16 protein-coding genes are annotated in these 18,833 nt (G+C 64.5%); 7 read left to right on the top strand and 9 right to left on the bottom strand.

Features of this window, described 5'->3' with window-relative positions; genetic code table 11:
• The first annotated feature begins 274 nt into the window (after positions 1–274).
• Complete coding sequence (locus tag MRBLMU1_RS07150; RefSeq protein ID WP_363499121.1) at positions 275–1,699, top strand: S41 family peptidase; 1,425 nt, start codon at positions 275–277, stop codon at positions 1,697–1,699.
• Positions 1,700–1,880: 181 nt separating this feature from the next.
• Positions 1,881–3,002, top strand: coding sequence for a beta-ketoacyl-ACP synthase III (locus MRBLMU1_RS07145; RefSeq protein WP_363499118.1), 1,122 nt, complete (start codon positions 1,881–1,883; stop codon positions 3,000–3,002).
• Here MRBLMU1_RS07145 and MRBLMU1_RS07140 read toward each other — a convergent pair.
• Positions 2,966–3,610, bottom strand: a complete 645-nt coding sequence (locus MRBLMU1_RS07140; RefSeq protein ID WP_363499115.1) for an FMN-dependent NADH-azoreductase — start codon at positions 3,608–3,610, stop codon at positions 2,966–2,968. The two genes, MRBLMU1_RS07145 and MRBLMU1_RS07140, sit on opposite strands and share 37 nt — an antisense overlap.
• Positions 3,607–4,050, bottom strand: a complete 444-nt coding sequence (locus tag MRBLMU1_RS07135) for a GNAT family N-acetyltransferase (protein ID WP_363499112.1) — start codon at positions 4,048–4,050, stop codon at positions 3,607–3,609. Before MRBLMU1_RS07135 ends, MRBLMU1_RS07140 begins: the two co-directional genes overlap by 4 nt.
• A gap of 88 nt (positions 4,051–4,138) precedes the next feature.
• On the opposite strand from MRBLMU1_RS07135, the gene MRBLMU1_RS07130 reads away from it, so the two are divergent.
• The 3 genes from MRBLMU1_RS07130 (at position 4,139) to ybaL (ending at position 7,911) form a co-directional block, all read left to right on the top strand.
• A complete protein-coding gene (locus MRBLMU1_RS07130) occupies positions 4,139–5,560 on the top strand; it encodes a PLP-dependent aminotransferase family protein (RefSeq protein ID WP_363499109.1) in 1,422 nt (473 codons plus the stop codon).
• 73 nt (positions 5,561–5,633) lie between these two features.
• A complete protein-coding gene (locus MRBLMU1_RS07125; RefSeq protein ID WP_363499106.1) occupies positions 5,634–6,086 on the top strand; it encodes a carboxymuconolactone decarboxylase family protein in 453 nt (150 codons plus the stop codon).
• Positions 6,087–6,186: 100 nt separating this feature from the next.
• Positions 6,187–7,911 carry a YbaL family putative K(+) efflux transporter gene (ybaL, locus tag MRBLMU1_RS07120; RefSeq protein ID WP_363499103.1) on the top strand — a complete coding sequence of 575 codons (1,725 nt, stop codon included), beginning with the start codon at positions 6,187–6,189 and terminating at the stop codon, positions 7,909–7,911.
• Between the two features lie 172 nt (positions 7,912–8,083).
• Here the strand turns inward: ybaL and MRBLMU1_RS07115 are convergent, their stop codons facing one another.
• Complete coding sequence (locus MRBLMU1_RS07115; protein WP_363499100.1) at positions 8,084–10,129, bottom strand: NADPH-dependent 2,4-dienoyl-CoA reductase; 2,046 nt, start codon at positions 10,127–10,129, stop codon at positions 8,084–8,086.
• Between the two features lie 191 nt (positions 10,130–10,320).
• Here MRBLMU1_RS07115 and MRBLMU1_RS07110 point away from each other — a divergent pair, with 191 nt between their 5' ends.
• Positions 10,321–10,950 carry an SRPBCC family protein gene (locus MRBLMU1_RS07110; RefSeq protein ID WP_363499097.1) on the top strand — a complete coding sequence of 210 codons (630 nt, stop codon included), beginning with the start codon at positions 10,321–10,323 and terminating at the stop codon, positions 10,948–10,950.
• Here the strand turns inward: MRBLMU1_RS07110 and MRBLMU1_RS07105 are convergent.
• From MRBLMU1_RS07105 to MRBLMU1_RS07080, 6 genes are all read right to left on the bottom strand, one after another.
• Complete coding sequence (locus tag MRBLMU1_RS07105) at positions 10,938–11,390, bottom strand: hypothetical protein (RefSeq protein WP_363499094.1); 453 nt, start codon at positions 11,388–11,390, stop codon at positions 10,938–10,940. The genes MRBLMU1_RS07110 and MRBLMU1_RS07105 overlap by 13 nt on opposite strands.
• 23 nt (positions 11,391–11,413) lie before the next feature.
• Positions 11,414–11,860: a DUF2721 domain-containing protein gene (locus MRBLMU1_RS07100; RefSeq protein WP_090323960.1), complete on the bottom strand. Its 447-nt coding sequence runs from the start codon at positions 11,858–11,860 to the stop codon at positions 11,414–11,416.
• A gap of 131 nt (positions 11,861–11,991) precedes the next feature.
• A complete protein-coding gene (gene pip, locus MRBLMU1_RS07095; protein ID WP_363499091.1) occupies positions 11,992–12,957 on the bottom strand; it encodes a prolyl aminopeptidase in 966 nt (321 codons plus the stop codon).
• Positions 12,958–13,058: 101 nt separating this feature from the next.
• The gene (gene phbB / locus MRBLMU1_RS07090) at positions 13,059–13,799 is read right to left on the bottom strand and encodes an acetoacetyl-CoA reductase (protein ID WP_209721275.1); all 741 of its coding nucleotides are present in this window, start codon (positions 13,797–13,799) and stop codon (positions 13,059–13,061) included.
• A gap of 95 nt (positions 13,800–13,894) precedes the next feature.
• Complete coding sequence (locus MRBLMU1_RS07085; protein WP_363499088.1) at positions 13,895–15,073, bottom strand: acetyl-CoA C-acetyltransferase; 1,179 nt, start codon at positions 15,071–15,073, stop codon at positions 13,895–13,897.
• Positions 15,074–15,352: 279 nt separating this feature from the next.
• Positions 15,353–16,261 carry a LysR family transcriptional regulator gene (locus MRBLMU1_RS07080; protein ID WP_363499085.1) on the bottom strand — a complete coding sequence of 303 codons (909 nt, stop codon included), beginning with the start codon at positions 16,259–16,261 and terminating at the stop codon, positions 15,353–15,355.
• 107 nt (positions 16,262–16,368) lie between these two features.
• Between MRBLMU1_RS07080 and metE the strand changes: the two genes are divergently transcribed.
• Positions 16,369–18,765: a 5-methyltetrahydropteroyltriglutamate--homocysteine S-methyltransferase gene (metE, locus tag MRBLMU1_RS07075; RefSeq protein ID WP_363499082.1), complete on the top strand. Its 2,397-nt coding sequence runs from the start codon at positions 16,369–16,371 to the stop codon at positions 18,763–18,765.
• The last annotated feature ends 68 nt before the right edge of the window (positions 18,766–18,833 follow it).

Below are 18,833 nucleotides of genomic sequence, written 5' to 3'. Positions count from 1 at the left end.
TGTAGGCCGCGTCCCAGGCCATGGCGGCACTTCTTACAAATGCTTACCGACGTGAACGTAAGGGAAACACTGCGTAAAAATATGCAAACTTGATGTAACGCCAAGCGGGCGCTGGTGTGGATGCAAAGTCAACGCCGACCGTTGTAAAATCTCGTAAAGGTATAAATCATTTCGTGAGGGCTACTACGATTGCCCGAAATCAGGTTTATACTCAGCTCATGCGCACCGCGTTAGTCGACGGTGGCTGTCTGTACATTGTTCCAACAGGTGAAACATGGGCAAGAAACTCAAGAATTCCGGTCTGGTCGGCCTCGGCGTCGTCGCCGGCATCGCCGTCTCCCTTCAATTTTCCGCCATGGCGCAAAAGCCGGTCGAGCCGACGCTGCCGCTCGAGGAGCTGCGCCAGCTGGCCGACGTGTTCGGGCTGATCAAGTCCGACTACGTCGAACCGGTCGAGGACAAGAAGCTGCTGACCGAAGCCATCTCCGGCATGGTCGCCTCGCTCGATCCCCATTCCGCCTACCTGGACAAGAAAGCCTACGCCGAGCTGCGCGAAGGCTCCCAGGGCAAGTTCGTCGGCCTCGGCATCGAGATCGGCCAAAGCGAGGACGGCTACATCAAGATCGTCGCCCCGATCGAGGATTCGCCGGCCTGGCGCGCCGGCATCAAGGCGGGCGACCTGATCAGCCGCCTCGACAGCACCGCCGTCAAGGGGCTCAGCCTGGACGAGTCGGTCAAGAAGATGCGCGGCGAGCCGCACTCCAAGGTCAGCCTGACGATCCTGCGCAAGGGCGAGACCGATCCGCTGGTGTTCAACATCACCCGCGAAGAGATCCACCAAAAGAGCGTCAAGGGCAAGATCGTCGAACCGGGTTACGCCTGGTTGCGCATTTCGCAATTCCAGGAACCGACCATCGACGACATGGCCGCCAAGATTGTCGACCTGTACAAACAAGACCCGAACATCAAGGGCCTGGTGCTGGACCTGCGCAACGACCCGGGTGGCGTGCTGCAAGGCGCCATCGGCGTGGCCGCCGCCTTCCTGCCCAAGGACGCGGCGATCGTCTCGACCAACGGCCAGTTGCCGGACCAGAAGCAGATCTTCTACGGCCGTCCCGAGTACTACACCTTGCGCAGCGAGGGCGACGCGCTGGCCAAGCTGCCGGCCGCCATCAAGCAAGTGCCGATGGTGGTGCTGGTCAACACCGGCTCGGCGTCGGCGTCGGAGATCGTCGCCGGCGCGCTGCAGGACTACAAGCGGGCCGACATCATCGGCACGCAAACGTTCGGCAAGGGCTCGGTGCAAACGATACGCCAGCTCACCGCCGACACCGCCGTCAAACTGACCACGGCGCGCTACTACACGCCGCACGGCCGCTCGATCCAGGCCAAGGGCATCACGCCGGACCTGGCGGTGGACGAGAACGCCGACGGCGACGGCCTGAACGCGCTGCGCACGCGCGAGGCCGATCTGGACAAGCACCTGAGCAACGATAAAGAAAAGGAAATCGCCAGGACCAAGCGCGACGAGCTGGAGGAGCAGCTGCGCATCGTCGCGCTGGAAAAGACCCGCAAGCCGCTCGAATACGGCAGCGGCGACGACTTCCAGCTGGCGCAGGCGCTGAACCACCTCAAGGGCCTGCCGGTGCAGCTGGCCAAACAGGAAACCCAGGTCGTGCAGACCGACGTCAAAAAATAAACCGGCTAAACCGGGGGTCAAGTCTGACATTCGGACACGAGCCCATCACTAACGGCGCCTTCACGGCGCCGTTTTTGGTTGCGTCCTCTATTTCCTCTCTTTATTGCGCGGATCGTGCGGTCATTGTGTAGAATTTGGCTCATTATTGGCGCAAGCCATTGCCAAATTCGAAAGTTTAATCATGAAACAAGCCGTCATCAGCGGTACCGGCCTTTTTACGCCGGCGCAATCGATCTCCAATGAAGAGCTGGTCGAGTGCTTCAACGCCTACGCCGAGCAGTTCAACGCCGACAACGCCGCAGCCATCGCGGCAGGCACCGTCACGCCGCTGGAAATGTCGAGCGTGGCCTTCATCGAAAAAGCGTCCGGCATCAAGTCGCGCTATGTGATGGAAAAATCCGGCATCCTGGACCCCAAGCGCATGGTCTCGCGCATCCCCGAGCGCGCCGACGAGGAGCTGTCGCTGCAGGCCGAAATCTGCGTGGCCGCCGCCCACCAGGCGCTCGACCGCGCCGGCCGCGTGCCGGCCGACATCGACATGGTGCTGGTCGCCTGCTCGAACATGCAGCGCGGCTACCCGGCGATGGCGGTCGAGGTGCAGGGCGCGCTCGGCATCGACGGCTACGGCTTCGACATGAACGTGGCCTGCTCGTCGGCCACCTTCGGCATCCAGCAGGCGGTGGCGGCGGTGCAAAGCGGCCAGGCGCGCGCGGTGCTGGTGCTCAATCCGGAAATCACCAGCGGCCACCTGAACTGGCGCGACCGCGACAGCCACTTCATCTTCGGCGACGCCTGCACGGCGATGGTGATCGAGGCGGCCGACACGGCCAAGGGTTCGCAGCGCTGGGAAATCCTCGACACCAAGCTCAAGACGAGCTTCTCGAACAACATCCGCAACAATTTCGGCTTCCTCAACCGTTTCGACGAGTCGGGCATCGGCCAGCCGGACAAGCTGTTCCGCCAGCAGGGCAGGAAAGTGTTCAAGGACGTGTGCCCGATGGCCGCCGAAATGATCAAGACCACCATCGCCGGCGCCGGCCTGGAAGTGCCGCAGGTGAGCCGCTACTGGCTGCACCAGGCCAACCTGAACATGAACCTACTGATCAGCCGCCTGGTGCTGGGCCGCGACGCCGAGCCGGGCGAGGCGCCGGTGATCCTGGACGAATACGCCAACACCTCGTCGGCCGGCTCCATCATCGCCTTCCACAAGCACTCCGACGACATGGCCCCGGGCCAGCTGGGCGTGATCTGCTCGTTCGGCGCCGGCTACTCGATCGGCTGCGTGGTGGTGCGCAAGGTCTGAGGCCAGCCCTCGCTCAAGTCTTTGTCGAATGCCGTCCACGCGGCCGTTGCCGCGTCCGGGCCGGCGGCCGTCGCCTCCAGGGAAAAGAAACGCAAGTCCTTGAGGCCGATGGTCGGCAGAATGGCGCGCAGGTACGGCTCGAGGAAGTCGGGCTGGCGCGCGCGCTCTCCGTTGCGGTGGCCTCCCGAACTGACCGCGATATATACCGGGCGGTCGGCCAGCGTGCCGATTTTCCCCTGCGGCGTCGAATGGAACGTGACGCCGATCCGCACCACGTGGTCAAGCCAGGCCTTCAGCACGGACGGCACCGTGAAGTTGTGCATCGGCGTGGCGATCACCACGCAATCGGCCTGCTTCAGTTCTTCGATCAATAGATCGGACCATGCCACCGACGAGCGGCCCTGATCCGTCGCGGCGCCGCCCTGGAAGCCGCCCAGCGCCGCAGCGTACCGTCCATCGATGTGCGGCAGGGGGGCGCTCGCCAAATCGCGCGCGACGATCCTCGCCGCCGGATGGCGTTCCAGAAGACTTTCCATGATGCGCTGGCTCATACGATAGCTGGACGAGGCGCCGCCACGCGCGCTGCAAGTGATGTGAAGGATCTTCATGCCGCAGCCTCCGACAGCGGCTTTCCGAAGCGCATGGCGCCCGGCAGCAGGCCGGCGCGGAAGTAAAAACGCTGTGCCAGCACGTTCGACAAGCCGGTGTCGAGCACCAGCTTGTCGCAGCCTTCGCGCCGCGCATAGACGCTCAACTGCTCCAACAGGCGAGCGCCCCAGCGCTGGCCACGGCGCGCCTCGGACGATACCAGGTCGTCCACGTACAGGAAGCGCCCGTACACAAGATTCTCCTGCAAACGATAGCCGGCTAGCGCCACCACCGCCTCCCCGTCCCATGCAGCCAGGATGCGATACCCCTGCTGCTCCATGCGCGTCGCCCGCGCCAGGAAGTCCTGCTCAGACGCCACGTGCGGACGCAACTCCTTCATCACCGGATAACAGGCGCGCAACGACCGTTCGTCGTCAACATCCCTCAGTTGTTCATTCATGCCGCTCTCCCTTTCAAAATGGATGGCGCTATCTTAGAAGCGCAATGGCATAATCCCTAGAGCCATAGATTGACAACACGGGTAGGCCATGACGACAAGCATTCCGACATTCCTCCAGCTGGACCACGGCGCGACCGAACCGCTGTACCGCCAGATCTACACACGCTTTCGGGCCGCCATCGCGAACGGCATGCTGCGGCCGGGCGCCCGCGTGCCTTCGGCGCGGGCGCTGGCACTGGACCTGGGACTTGCGCGCGGCACGGTGGAAGCGGCCTACTCGCTGCTTGGCGCAGAGGGCTACTTGCAAACACGCGGCCAGGCCGGCACCGTCGTCACGCCGGCATTGATGCGCCACGCGCCAGTGACGTTGCCCGCCCGGCCGAACGACGCCGCCGCCGACCTGCGCGGGTCACCAACGGCGTTTCACAAGCCGTTTCAAATGGGCCTGCCGGCGCTCGACGCGTTTCCGCGCAAGGTGTGGGCCGCGCTGGCGGCGCGCGCGATCCGCGCCACGCAAGCTGCCGACATGGCCTATCCGCCCTATTTCGGCACGCCGGCGCTGCGCACGGCCATCGCCACCTACCTGCAACTCTCGCGCGGCATCGACTGCGCGCCGTCGCAGGTGTTTGTCACCTCGGGTTACCGCAACTCGCTGGAGCTGGCCACGCGCGCGCTGCTGCATCCCGGCGACCAGGTGTGGATAGAAGATCCCGGCTATGCGCCAACCGGCGAGCTGCTGGCGCAGGCGGGCATGCGCCCGGCGCCCGTGCCGGTCGACGACGAAGGGCTGCAAGTGGCACACGGCGTCGCCAGCGCACCCGGCGCCAGGGCGGCCGTCGTCACGCCCGCCCACCAAAGCCCGCTGTGCGTGTCGCTGTCGCTGACGCGCCGCCTGGCGTTGCTGGACTGGGCGGCGCAAAGCGACGCCTGGATCATCGAGGACGACTACGACGGCGAGTATCGCTACGTGGGCCGCCCGCTTCCGGCGCTCAAAAGCCTGGACCGCGTGGGCCGCGTGCTGTACGCCGGCACCTTCAGCAAGGTGCTGTTTCCGGCGATCCGGCTGGCTTACCTGGTGGTGCCGCCGGCGCAGGTGGAGCGCTTCGAGGCGGTCTGCGAAACCTTCGCCGCCGGCGGTCCGGCGCTGACCCAGGACATCGTCGCCAGCTTCATGAATGAAGGACACTTCGCCCGCCACATCCAGCGCATGCGGCGCCTGTATGGCGAGCGCCGGGAGATGGTGGCGGCCGAACTGGCCAAGGTACTGGGCAAGCGCCTGCGCATCGATCCGCAGCCGGGCGGCATGCACCTGGTGCTGCGCATGCCGGGCCGTCACACCGACCGCGCGCTGGCGGCCCGCCTGCGCCAGGACGGCATGTTCGCCCTGGCGCTGTCCGAGTGCAGCGCGCTGCCGCACGCGTCCTCGGCCCTGCTGCTGAGCTTTACCAATATCGAGACGCCGCGACGCGCGCGCGAACTGGCCCTGCGAATCATGGCCCAACTAAGTTGACCGATCTTGGCACTTCATGGCTAAGCCATGAAATCGCACAATACGGCTATCCGCAATCAACCAAGGAAACGCCATGACCGCACGTCTCGACATCTTCAATCTCTCCCCGCAGGCCTACAAGGGTCTCGGCGCCGCTAAAAACGCCTTGCAGGAATCCAGCCTGCCGCGCGAATTGCTGGAGCTGGTCTATCTGCGCGTGTCGCAGATCAACGGCTGTGCCTTTTGCATCGATATGCACTCGCGCGATCTGCTGAACCACGGCGTCGGCTTCGACAAGATCGTTCTGGTGCCTGTGTGGCAGGAGGCCGAAGCGCTGTTCTCCGACAAGGAACGCGCCGCGCTGGCGTGGGCCGAAACGCTCACCCGCGTGGCCGACACCAACGCGCCGGACGCCGACTACGAAAGGGTCGCCGCCGTGCTGGGTGAAAAAGAACTGGCCGACCTGACGATGGCCGTGGCGCTGATGAACGCCTTCAACCGCATCGGCGTCGGCATGCGGCTAGTGCCCGCCGCACTGACCAAATAGGCGACGCGCGCGGCTTTACATCCAACGTCGGGGTGTCGGCGGCGGTCCCTCGTGTGCTACCCTCTGGGCTGTCCCCCATCTCTAGAGGAGCCCCCCGCGCATGCCCCACAATATCAGTCTGATCACCACAATCGCAGCGGCACTGGGCTTCGGCCTGGTGTTCGGCTACCTTGCAACGCGCCTCAAGCTACCGGCGCTGGTTGGTTATCTGGCTGCGGGTATCATGTTGGGACCCGCGACGCCCGGCTTCGTCGCCGACGCCGCGCTGGCGTCGCAGCTGGCCGAAATCGGCGTGATGCTGATGATGTTCGGCGTCGGCCTGCACTTCTCGCTCGACGACCTGTGGGCGGTACGCAAGGTGGCGCTGCCCGGCGCGGTGCTGCAAATCGCCGTCGCCACGGCGCTCGGCATGGCGCTGGCCCACTTCTGGGGCTGGAGCATCGGCGGCGGTTTGGTGTTCGGCCTGGCGCTCTCGGTGGCCAGCACGGTGGTGCTGCTGCGCGCCCTGGAGGAACGCGGCATCCTCGATACGTTCAACGGCCGCATCGCGGTCGGCTGGCTGGTGGTGGAAGACCTGGTCACCGTCATGGTGCTGGTGCTGCTGCCGGCGCTGGCCGGCTCGCTCGGCGGCGTGTCGACCGACGCCCACGGCGTCGCCATCCCCGCCGGCGAAGTCGATCTGTGGGGCACCCTGGCCGTCACGCTGGGCAAGGTCGGCGCCTTCATCGCGCTGATGCTGGTGGTCGGCCGCAAGCTGTTCCCGTGGCTGTTGTGGCAGGTGGCGCGCACCGGTTCGCGCGAGCTGTTCACCTTGTGCGTGATCGCCGCCGCCGTCGGCATCGCCTACGGCTCGACGCACTACTTCGGCGTCTCGTTCGCGCTGGGCGCGTTCTTCGCCGGCATGGTGCTGCGCGAGTCCGAACTGGCGCACCGCGCGGCGCAGGAATCGCTGCCGCTGCGCGACGCGTTCGCGGTGCTGTTCTTCGTTTCGGTGGGCATGCTGTTCGAACCGACCATCGTGACGGAGCAGCCGCTTAAACTGCTGGCGGTGGTGGCCATCATCGTGTTCGGAAAATCGCTGGCCGCCTTCGTGCTGGTGGTGTTGCTGCGCTATCCGGCCAAGACGGCGCTGATGGTGTCGGCCAGCCTGGCGCAGATCGGCGAGTTCTCCTTCATCCTGGCGGCGCTTGGATTATCGCTCAAGCTGATGCCGATTGAGGGTCAGAGCCTGATCCTGGCCGGCGCGATTATCTCGATCGCGTTGAATCCGGTGGTGTTCCGCCTCTCCAAGCCGCTGGAACGGTGGATGAGCAAGGACGGTTCGATCGTGTCGAAGTTCGAGCGCACCGCCGATCCGCTGGCGGAGTTGCCGATGTCGGTGCCGCACGAGCATCTGGACGGGCAGGTCGTGCTGGTCGGATATGGCCGGGTGGGGCGCCGCATCGCCGAGGTGCTGGCCAAGCACAGCATCCCGTTCGTGGTGGCGGAGCAGAACCGCGAGATCGTCGACCAGCTGCGCAAGGACGGCATCCACGCGGTGGCCGGCAACGCGGGCGAGCCGGCGGTGCTGATCCAGGCGCACATCGCGCGCGCCGGCATGCTGGTGATCGCGACGCCGGATACCTTCCATGTGCGGGCGATGGTGGAGACGGCGCGTTTGCTCAACCCGCACATCAAGACCGTGGTGCGCACGCATAACGAAGAGGAAGCGGAGCTGCTGCGCAGCGAATTGGCCGGCAAGATCTTCATCGGCGAGGAGGAGCTGGCCAACGGCATGACCGCGTTCGTCGTCACCAATTTCGAGCGGAAAAGTGATGGGCATTAAGCCGGTGGCGGCTCGGTGGCGGATTACGCCGTTCCGGCTAATCCGCCCTACGTGTCTCCGTGGCTACTCGACGTCACTGATCGAAGCCGAGGCTGGGCGATCCGCGTGTGATCCACGTAGGGCGGATTAGCGCAGCGTAATCCGCCAAGCTCCGCCAGCGGCACAAAATAAACTAAAGGCTTGCCGCCAACTGCGCGCCTTCCTTGATCGCTCGCTTGGCGTCCAGCTCCGCCGCCAGCGCCGCGCCGCCGATCTTGCGGAAGCGCGGCCACGACGGATTCGCCTTCACCTCCTCCTCCGACGGCATCAACTCGGTCAGGCTGTCCTGTCCCGCGCACACCACCACGTTATCCACCGACAGCAAGCGCTGCTCGCCGCCGACCGTGATATGCAAGCCCTGATCGTCGATCCGATCGTACTGCACACCCGCGATCATCACCACGCCATTGCGCGCGAGGACCGCCCGGTGCACCCAGCCCGAGGTCTTGCCCAGCCCCGCCCCCAGCTTGGACGTCTTGCGCTGCAGCAGATACAACTGCCGCACCGGCTGCGGCGCCTCCGGCGCGACCAGTCCACCCGGCGTATCGCCCTTCAAACCCACACCCCACTCCTTCGCCCAGACATCCAGCGCCAGCGGCAGCGGATGCCTCGGATCGTGCAGCAGATATTCGCCGACATCGAAGCCGATGCCGCCCGCGCCGATGATGGCCACGCGCTTGCCCACCGGCGCCTTGTTCTGCAACACGTCGATATACGACAGCACCTTCGGATGATCGATGCCGTCGATCGGCGGGCGGCGCACCTTGATACCGGTGGCGACCACCACCTCGTCGTATCCCTCGGCGACCAACTGCCCGCGCGTGACGCGTACGCCCAGCTTGAGCTTCACGCCGGTCAAATCGATCTGGCGGCGGAAGTAGCGTATGGTCTCGGCGAATTCCTCCTTGCCCGGAATCTGCATGGCGATCTTGAACTGGCCGCCGACGCTGTCGCTGGAATCGAACAGGGTCACATCGTGGCCGCATTCGGCCGCCACCGTCGCCGCCGACAATCCCGCCGGCCCGGCGCCGACCACCGCCACGCGGCGCGGCCTGGCCGTCTTGGCGTACACCAGTTCCGTCTCGTGGCAGGCGCGCGGATTGACCAGGCAGCTGGCGCGCTTGTTGGAGAAGGTGTGATCGAGGCAGGCCTGGTTGCAGCCGATGCAGGTGTTGATCTCGTCGGCCTTGCCCTGCGCGGCCTTGGCGACAAAGTGCGAGTCGGCCAGGAAGGGACGCGCCATCGATATCATGTCGGCCTCGCCGCGCTGCAAAATACCTTCCGCCTCGGCCGGCATGTTGATGCGGTTCGACGCCACCACCGGTATCGTCACCTCCAGCCGCAGGCGGCCGGCGATGCCGGCGAAGGCCGCGCGCGGCACCGATGTGACGATGGTCGGCACCCGCGCCTCGTGCCAGCCGTAGCCGCTGTTGAGGATGGTGACGCCGGCGTGTTGCAGCGCCTTGGCCACCGCCACCACATCCTCCCAGGTGTTGCCGCCGTCGACCAGGTCGAGCAGCGAGTGGCGGTACATGATGATGAAATCGTGGCCGACTTCGGCGCGGATGCGCTTGACGATTTCCACCGGCAGCCGCATGCGGTTTTCGATGCTGCCGCCCCAACGGTCGGTGCGCAGGTTGGTGCGCGCGCACAGGAACTGGTTGAGCAAATAGCCTTCGCTGCCCATCACCTCGATGCCATCGTAGCCGGCCTCGCGCGCCAGCCTGGCGCAGCGGGCGTAGTCGCGTATCGTCCCCTCGATGCCGGCTTCCGTCAGCGCGCGCGGCTTAAACGGCGAGATCGGCGATTTTTTATCCGACGCCGACACCACGAACGGCTGATACCCATAGCGGCCCGCGTGCAGTATCTGCATCAGGATCTTGCCGCCCTCCTCGTGCACCGCGCTGGTGACGCGGCGGTGATTGTGCACATCGCCCTTGAAGTTGAGCGTACCTCCAAAGGGGAGCAGCCACCCCGACCGGTTGGGGGAGATGCCGCCCGTGACGATCAAGCCCACGCCACCGCGCGCGCGCTCCCGATAGAACGCCGCGAGCTTGCCGTAGTTGTAGAAGCGGTCTTCGAGACCGGTGTGCATCGATCCCATGACGACGCGGTTGCGCAGCGTCGTGAAGCCCAAATCGAGGGGCGCCAGCAGGTGGGGGTATGGTGTATTTGTCATTATGGTTATATGGTCCAGACGTGATGCCCGCATTAAAACCGAATTCCCTAGACCCGGGCTTCTAAAGGCCCGGCACCGCGTGTATTTTGTAACGTGACGGCGCTTCGCTTGTATTCTGCCACCCTTTCCCTTACGCTGGAAAGATGATGCGATTCCTTCTGTTTTTGTTGTTAGGTGTGACTGCCCCGGTGGTGACGGCACAAGCACCGAAGCTTGAACTACCCAAGCTGGAGGTCTCGGTCAATCGCGTGGACGCCGAAGCGCAGCACATGTACGAAGTGGACGCCACGGCGACGGTGGCGGCGCCACTGCCGAAGGTATGGCGCATCCTGACCGGCTACGAGCGCATGTCGGAATTCGTGCCGGACCTGGAATCATGCAAGGTCCTGTCACGCAACGGTAATGAAGTGATCATCGAACAATTCGGCGTGGCGCGTTTTCTGTTCATGTCCAAGGCCATCCACCTGATCGTGCGGGCCACCGAGCAGCCGATGTCGTCGATCGATATCTCGCTGATATCGGGCGACATGAAGCACTACGAATCGAAGTGGGAATTGATACCGGTGCCCGAAACCGGCGGCACCAAAATCGTCTACAGCGGCCGGCTGGTGCCGAACTTCTATGTGCCCGGCATCCTGGGCGCGAAGATGATACGCAACGATATCGAACACATGATGAGCGCCGTGGTGGCGCGCATCGAACGGCGCGACGATACCGCCAAGCGCGGCGCGCCGTCGGTGCAAGCCACGCCGGCCGTTCCCGTCACGCCGCCGGCGCCAGCGCCCGTACAGACGCCAACGCCGGCCAATCAGGCCAGGTAGGTATCGCGCGAGCGCAGCTCGGCGAAGTTTTCCAGGCTGCCGATCTTCACCAGCACCGGATTCAAACTCAGTTTGCTCTGCATCGAGCGCCAGGCGAACTGCCACTCCTGCTCCTGCGCTTCGGCCGCCGTCTTGGTGAAGGCGGCGCCCAGCGCGGCGCGCGTGCCGTATTCGATGGCGCCGTCGATGCCCGCCCAGCTGGGCAGCGTGCGCTGCACCGCGCGGTGCAGGCGCTCGCCGAATTCCTCGGTGTTGTGGATGATCAGGCAGGCGTCGGACGAGAACAGCTCGAACAGCTTGCGGTCCCACGCCTTCGAGAAGCTCAGGGTCAGGCAGTTGGAGGCCGGGACGAGGATGAACTGGCCCTGGGTCAGCGCCAGTTCCAGGTCTTCGCGCACGCCGTAGCGGTGCAGGGTCGGAGGGCGTTGGTAGTCGTGCATGTTGGTACTCTATTCTTTACAGGTTATTTGACCGGGGCGCGGCGCACGTGCCGGTGCGAACGCATCGCCGCCGAGGCGATGAAAATCTCGCGCAACAGGTAGCAGAAGCTGCCGATCAGCGCCAGCATCGCCACCACGAACATGCCGGCGATGTACTTATCCAGCGGGGTGTTGGTGATGTCGCCCAAAAACAGCATCGCGATGACCAGGCAAATCAGCAGGCCGCAGGCGGTCGACAAGGTGATCGAGGCGTTGATCAGGTGCGATCTTCGGTATAGCACATCGAGTTCGTTGAGATAGACGTCGCTGTAACCGATGTCGAGCCGGTCCTCCAGCACCCGCGAACGATCGATGATGCGCGCCAGACGGTTGGTCAGCACCATCAGGTTGGTGCACACGCCCGTCAGCAGGAACACCGGCGCAATGGCCAGTTGGATAATGTGGCCGATATCGCCGATCTGAATATTCATGATTGCATATAAGCTGGTTTTAATGCGCGCCTCTCTGGGCTGTCGATATTGCTACTCAAGCCATAGTGTAGCAGCCCGGGGCGTGCGCGGGCCGATTCTCGGCGCCGCGCGCGCGCGAATGTGCAGCGTCGTCAGGCAAATGCTGCAAATGCGCGACTGCGCTTGAACTGTTCGGTCGCACCCACCAGCGCGTGCGCGATGCCCTTTTCCATCGCGCCGTGGCCGGCGTCGGGAATCATGTGCAGCACCGCGCCCGGCCACGCCTCGCGCAGGCGCCACGCCGACGACGGCGGGCAGATCACGTCGTAGCGGCCCTGCACGATCACCGCCGGCAGGTGGGCGATGCGGCCCATGTCGCGGATCAGCTGATCGTCTTCGAAGAAGCCCAGGTTGGCCATGTAGTGCGATTCCAGCCGGCCCACGCCCAGATCCAGCGCGTCCGACGGCGGCTCCTCCGGCTGCGGCAGCAGGAACACGCGGCGGCCCTCGAAACGGCTCCACGCGCGCACCGCCGGCCAGTAGACTTCGGGGTCGTCGCTCATGATGCGGTCCACATAGGCTTTGAGCAGGTTGCCGCGCTCCGCCAGCGGAATCGGCGCGACGAATTCCTCGTACACCTCGGGGTGGAACCACTGCGCGCCGTACAGGAACCAGTCGATTTCCGCCTGCGTGCACAGGAAGATCCCGCGCAGCACGAAGCCGAGGCAGCGCTCGGGATGCGCCTGGCCGTAGGCCAGCGCCAGGGTCGAACCCCACGAGCCGCCGAACACCAGCCATTGCTCGATGCCGAACAGCGCGCGCAGGCGTTCGATGTCGCCGATCAGCAGCTGCGTGGTGTTGTCGCGGCACTCGCCCAGCGGCAGCGATTTGCCGGCGCCGCGCTGGTCGAACAGGATCACGCGGTACTGTTCCGGGTCGAAGAAGCGGCGGTGCTGCGGCGACAGGCCGGCGCCCGGACCGCCATGCAGGAAAATGACCGGAATGCCGTTCGGATTGCCGACCTCCTCCCAATAGATGGTGTGCAGGTCGTCGACCGCCAGCATGCCGTGCCGGGTCGGCAGGATGGGCGGGAACAGGGGGGTGGCGGGGTCGAACATGGCTATCCTTTGGGCATCGATAGCTGATTGTACGAAAAAAAAGCCAGGATCGCGAACGAACCTGGCTTCGATTGCCGTGGCGGCAAGCTTGAAAGCTCGGCTTAGGACATGTGCTGGCCGCCGTTGATGGCGATGTTGGCGCCGGTGACGAAGGCCGCCTCGTCCGACGACAGATAAGCGACCAGGCCGGCCACTTCTTCCGGCTTGCCCAGGCGCGCCATCGGAATTTGCGGAATGATCTTGGTATCGAGCACTTCCTGCGGAATCTCCATGACCATCTTGGTGCCGATGTAGCCCGGCGAGATGGTGTTGACGGTCACGCCCTTGCGTGCCACTTCCAGCGCCAGCGCCTTGGTGAAGCCGTGCATGCCGGCCTTGGCCGCGGAGTAGTTGGTCTGGCCGAAGGCGCCCTTCTGGCCGTTGACCGACGAGATGTTGATGATGCGGCCCCAGCCGCGATCGACCATGCCGTCGCAGACCGGCTTGGTCATGTTGAACACGGAGTCCAGATTGGTGGCCATGACGGCGTCCCAGTTCGGCTTGTCCATCTTCTTGAACGTCATGTCGCGGGTGATGCCGGCGTTGTTGACCAGCACATCGATCGGACCGATGTCCTTTTCGATGGCGGCCACGCAGGCTTGCGCCGAGTCGTAGTCCGCCACGTCGCAAGGATAGGCGCGGAAGTTGAAACCCTGGTCGCGCGTCGTGGCGAGCCACTGCTCGACCTTGGGATTGCCAGGGGAATACGTCGTGACCACGTTATAGCCGAGCGCCGACAGTTTGAAACACACTGCTTCGCCCAGACCGCCCATACCGCCAGTTACCAATGCAACTCTTGCCATAATTGTCCCCTCTTCTTAGTTGATACCAAACTTCGCTGACACCAAAGTTCGCGGGCCGCCCCGCGACCGCGGAGGCGGCATGTTTATCTTTATCCTTACGGACGCTCGATCGCCAGCGCCACGCCCATGCCGCCGCCGATGCACAGCGAGGCCAGGCCCTTCTTGGCGTCGCGGCGGATCATTTCGTGGATCAAGGTGACCAGGATGCGGGCGCCGGACGCGCCGATCGGGTGGCCGATCGCGATGGCGCCGCCGTTGACGTTGATCTTGCTGGTGTCCCAGCCCATTTCCTTGTTGACGGCGACGGCCTGCGCGGCGAAGGCTTCGTTGATTTCCATCAGGTCCAGGTCGTCCGGGGTCCAGCCGGCCTTTTTCAGGCACAGGCGGCTGGCCGAGACCGGGCCCATGCCCATCAGGGCCGGGTCCAGGCCGGACGAAGCGTAGGCCTTGACCTTGGCCAGCACCGGCAGGCCCAGTTCCTTGGCCTTGGTGGCGGACATCATGATGACGGCGGCGGCGCCGTCGTTCAGGCCGGACGCGTTGCCGGCGGTGACGCTGCCTTCCTTGTTGAACGCCGGACGCAGGCCGGCCAGGCCTTCGAGGGTCGAACCGGGCTTGATGTATTCGTCGCTGTCGAAGACCACGGTGCCTTTTTTATTGGCGATCTCCAGCGGCAGGATCTCGTCCTTGAACTTGCCTTCTTTTTGAGCGGCTTCGGCCTTCAGCTGCGATTGCAGCGCGAACTCGTCCTGCTCGGCGCGCGAGATGTCGTGTTTTTTCGCGACGTTCTCGGCGGTGATGCCCATGTGGTACTGGTTGAACGCGTCCCACAGGCCGTCGACGATCATGGTGTCGACCATCTTGATCTCGCCCATGCGGAAGCCGTCGCGCGAACCCGGCATCGCGTGCGGCGAGGCGCTCATGTTTTCCTGGCCGCCGGCGATGACGATTTGTGCGTCGCCACATTTAATCGCCTGCGCCGCCAGATGGGTGGCTTTCAAACCGCTGCCGCACACGTGGTTGATGGTGAAACCGGGAATGGAATTCGGCAGGCCGGACTTGATGACCGCCTGGCGGGCCGGATTCTGGCCGACGCCGGCGGTCAGCACCTGGCCCAGGATCGCTTCGCTGATCTGGCTTGGATCGATGCCGGTCTTGGCCAACAGGCCCTTGATCACGTGCGCGCCCAGGTCCGAGGCCGCGATCTTGGCGAGGCTGCCGCCGAATTTGCCGACACCGGTACGGCCAGCGGCCACGATAACTACATCATCCATATGACTCTCCAATACGCCGGCCAAGACCGGCTTAGTTTAGCAACAACATTGAGCAACTACACGAACGTCGATAATACGCCTACGACGGCAGGATCGTGGGGGTTTCGATTGTGCGTCGCCGCGAGGATCTGGCAGGTGTTTCTCTAGCAGCATCCATGCCAGCGAGACTGACCAAAGTCGCGGACCCATCGTAAGCGCCCGGATTTGGCGACACCTTGATTTATGTCAATCTTTGCTTCGACCTGCCGCAAGACATTTTGAAGAAACCATGCAAATTTGTCACGACAATAATCTGATACCGTCGAGCGTGGCGGCGCACTGCTCGCGTATCACTTTGACGAAATCGAGCACGTAGGCCTTTTGTCTTTGCGACTCCGGCACCGAGACGAACAGGTCGCTCCACAGGCCGTGGTCGCCCACCGGCTTGGCGATGACGTAGTCGTAGTCGACATAGTTCTTGATGGCCCAGTTGGGCAAGGCGGCGATGCCGCGGCGGCTGGCGACCAGTTGCAGCACGGCCACGGTCAGCTCGGCGGTGCGGCGCTGGACCTCGATGCCGGCCGGTTGCAGTACTTCGCGGATGAGGTCGATGCGGGTTTCCGGCACCGGATAGGTGATCAGGGTCTCGCCCTCGAAGTCGGCCGCCTGCAAGCGGCGCTGCGTCGCCAGCCGGTGTTTTTGCGCCATGACGACCAGGATTTCATAACGGAACAGCGGGAACGTAACGAAATCCGGGCCATACGGCGAACCGATGACGAGGTCGGCGGCACCGGCGCGCAGTAGCTCGGCGGGCTCGCTGTGGAAGCCGGAGACCAGGTCGATTTCCACGTCCGGCCAGCGCTTGCGGAACTCGTCCATGACCGGCATCAGCCAATCGAAGCAGGTGTGGCATTCAAGCGCGACGCGCAGTTGGCCGGTGTCGCCCTGGGTTAAACGGGCCACTTCGCGCTCGGCCGCCTCGATTTCCGGCAGCAGCATATCGGCCAGTTTGAGCAGCCGCGCGCCGGTGGCGGTAAAGCCGATCGGCACGGATTTGCGCTCAAAAAGCGGCCCGCCGTAGCGATCTTCCAGCAACTTGATCTGATGGGACAACGCCGACTGGGTCAGGTTGAGCAGTTGGGCGGCGCGCACCAGGCTGCCGGCCGAACGAAGCGCGCTCAGGGTGCGGAGGTGGCGTATCTCTAGCATGGTCTATTAAAAATTTTCATGTGAAACTACAAAATCTTTCGTTTTGATTATAGACCGGAATGCCGCAAACTTTATCGCATCAATATTAAATGCGGATGACACCGATCATGACACCATCAAATAAAGCGGGCGCGAGCCACATCCACACCCATATTCCGGGTTTTCCACGCATCGGCGCGGCACGTGAACTGAAATTCGCGCTCGAAGCGCACTGGCGCGGCGAGCTGTCGGAAGCCGGACTGGAAGCGGTCGGACGCGATCTGCGCGCCCGCCACTGGGCGTTGCAGGAGCGGGCCGGGCTGGACTTCGTCACCGTCGGCGATTTCGCCTTCTACGACCAGGTCGCCAATCATGTTCAGCTATTGGGCTGCGAACCGGCCCGTTACGGCTTCGATCCCCGCCAATCGCAGCTGGGCCGCTATTTCGCGATGGCGCGCGGCGATGGCGGCAACGATGGTCATGACAGCGGCAAGGAATGCGGCCCCGACTGCGGCCACGACCATTCCCACGGCGACGTGCACGCCTCGGCCGCGCTGGAGATGACCAAGTGGTTCGACACCAACTACCACTACCTCGTGCCTGAATTCACGCCGGAAACCGCGTTCTCGCTGGCCTGCGAACGGCTGTTCGACGAGGTCGCGGAAGCGCAGGCGCTCGGCCACGCGGTCAAGGCAGTGCTGCTCGGGCCGCTGAGCTTCCTGTGGCTGGGCAAGGAGAAAGGCGCCGCCGTGGAGGCCGGATTCAACCGCCTCGACCTGCTCGACAAGCTGCTGCCGGTCTACGGCGCCGCGCTGGACCGCCTGAAGGCGCAAGGCGTGCAGTGGGTGCAGGTGGACGAACCCATCCTCGGACTGGACCTGCCGGCGCCATGGCGCAACGCGTTTGAAAACACCTACTGGCAACTGAACCAGGTCGGCGTGCCGCTGCTGCTGGCGACCTATTTCTCGCCGCTGGAAGAAAACCTGAGCCTGGCTTGCCGGCTGCCCGTTGCGGGGTTGCATGTGGACGGCGTGCGCGCCGCGCATGAGCTGACCAGCATCGCCGACTGGCTGCCGGTGCACAAGGTGCTGTCGGTCGGCATCGTCGACGGCCGCAACATCTGGCGCACCGACCTGGACGCGGCGCTGGCGGCCTTGGCGCCCATCGTCGAGAAGCGCGGCGGCAAGCTGTGGCTGTCGTCGTCGTGCTCGTTGCTGCACGTGCCATTCACGCTTGCCGCCGAACACGCGCTCGACGCCGACATCAAATCGTGGCTGGCCTTCGCCACCGAAAAGCTGGACGAGCTGTACGTGCTGAAGCAAGCGCTGCAAGGCATCCACGAAGCCTCGGTCAGCGACGCGCTGGAGGCCTCGCGTGCCGCGCTGGCCGGCCGCCGCGCCAGCGCACGCGTGCACCAGGTCGCCGTGCGGGAGCGGCTGGCGGCGCTGGGCGGCGACGCCGACCGCAGGCAATCGAACTTCGCGCAGCGCCAGACCGTGCAGCGCGCGCGCCTGCGGCTGCCGGACTTTCCGACCACGACCATCGGCTCGTTCCCGCAAACGGCAGCCATCCGCGCCGCCCGGGCCGGCTTCAAGCGCGGCGAACTGAACGCCGCCGACTACGAAGGCAAGATGCGCGACGAGATCGCCTACGCGGTGCGCCGGCAGGAGGAGCTCGGCCTCGACGTGCTGGTGCACGGCGAGGCCGAGCGCAACGACATGGTCGAGTATTTCGGCGAGCAGCTGGACGGCTTCATCTTCACGCAGCTGGGCTGGGTGCAGTCGTACGGATCGCGCTGCGTCAAGCCACCCATCATTTACGGCGACGTCAGCCGCCCGAAAGCGATGACGGTGGACTGGACCGTGCACGCGCAAAGCCTGACCGGCAAGCCGATGAAGGGCATGCTGACGGGACCGATCACGATTTTGCAATGGTCGTTCGTGCGCGACGACCAGCCACGCTCGTCCACCGCGCTGCATATCGCGCTGGCGATCCGCGACGAGGTGGACGATTTGCAGCGGGCCGGCATAGTCATCATCCAGATCGACGAGCCCGCCGTGCGCGAAGGCTTGCCGCTGCGGCGGGGCCGCTGGGACGGGTACCTCGAGTGGGCCACGCGCGCGTTCCGCGTCTCGGCCGGCGTGGCGGCGGACGGCACGCAGATCCACACGCACATGTGTTATGCCGAGTTCAACGACATCCTGCCGCAGATCGCCGCGATGGACGCGGACGTGATCACGATCGAGACCAGCCGCTCGGACATGGAGCTGCTCAATGGCTTCGGGCGATTCCGTTACCCGAACGAGATCGGACCGGGCGTGTACGACATCCACTCGCCGCGCGTGCCGGGCCAGGCGGAGATGGTGAGGCTGCTGCGCAAGGCCAGCGCGGTGATTCCTGCCGGCAATCTATGGGTGAATCCGGATTGCGGCCTGAAGACGCGGGGGTGGGCGGAGACGGAGACGGCGCTGCGCAATATGGTGGCGGCGGCGCACCAGCTGCGGGCCGAGCACGCGATCTATTGAGTTGAGCGGCCTCGGCGCTTCAAATTTATTGAATTTGCTGGGGCCACGAACCTTCGATCAAATCTAAA

Source organism: Burkholderia sp. LMU1-1-1.1, from assembly GCF_040675865.1.
In the GTDB taxonomy this organism is placed as follows: Bacteria; Pseudomonadota; Gammaproteobacteria; order Burkholderiales; family Burkholderiaceae_D; genus Rugamonas.
The sequence above is the reverse complement of the archived record's forward strand: the minus strand, read 5'-3'. Positions and strand labels throughout refer to the sequence as shown.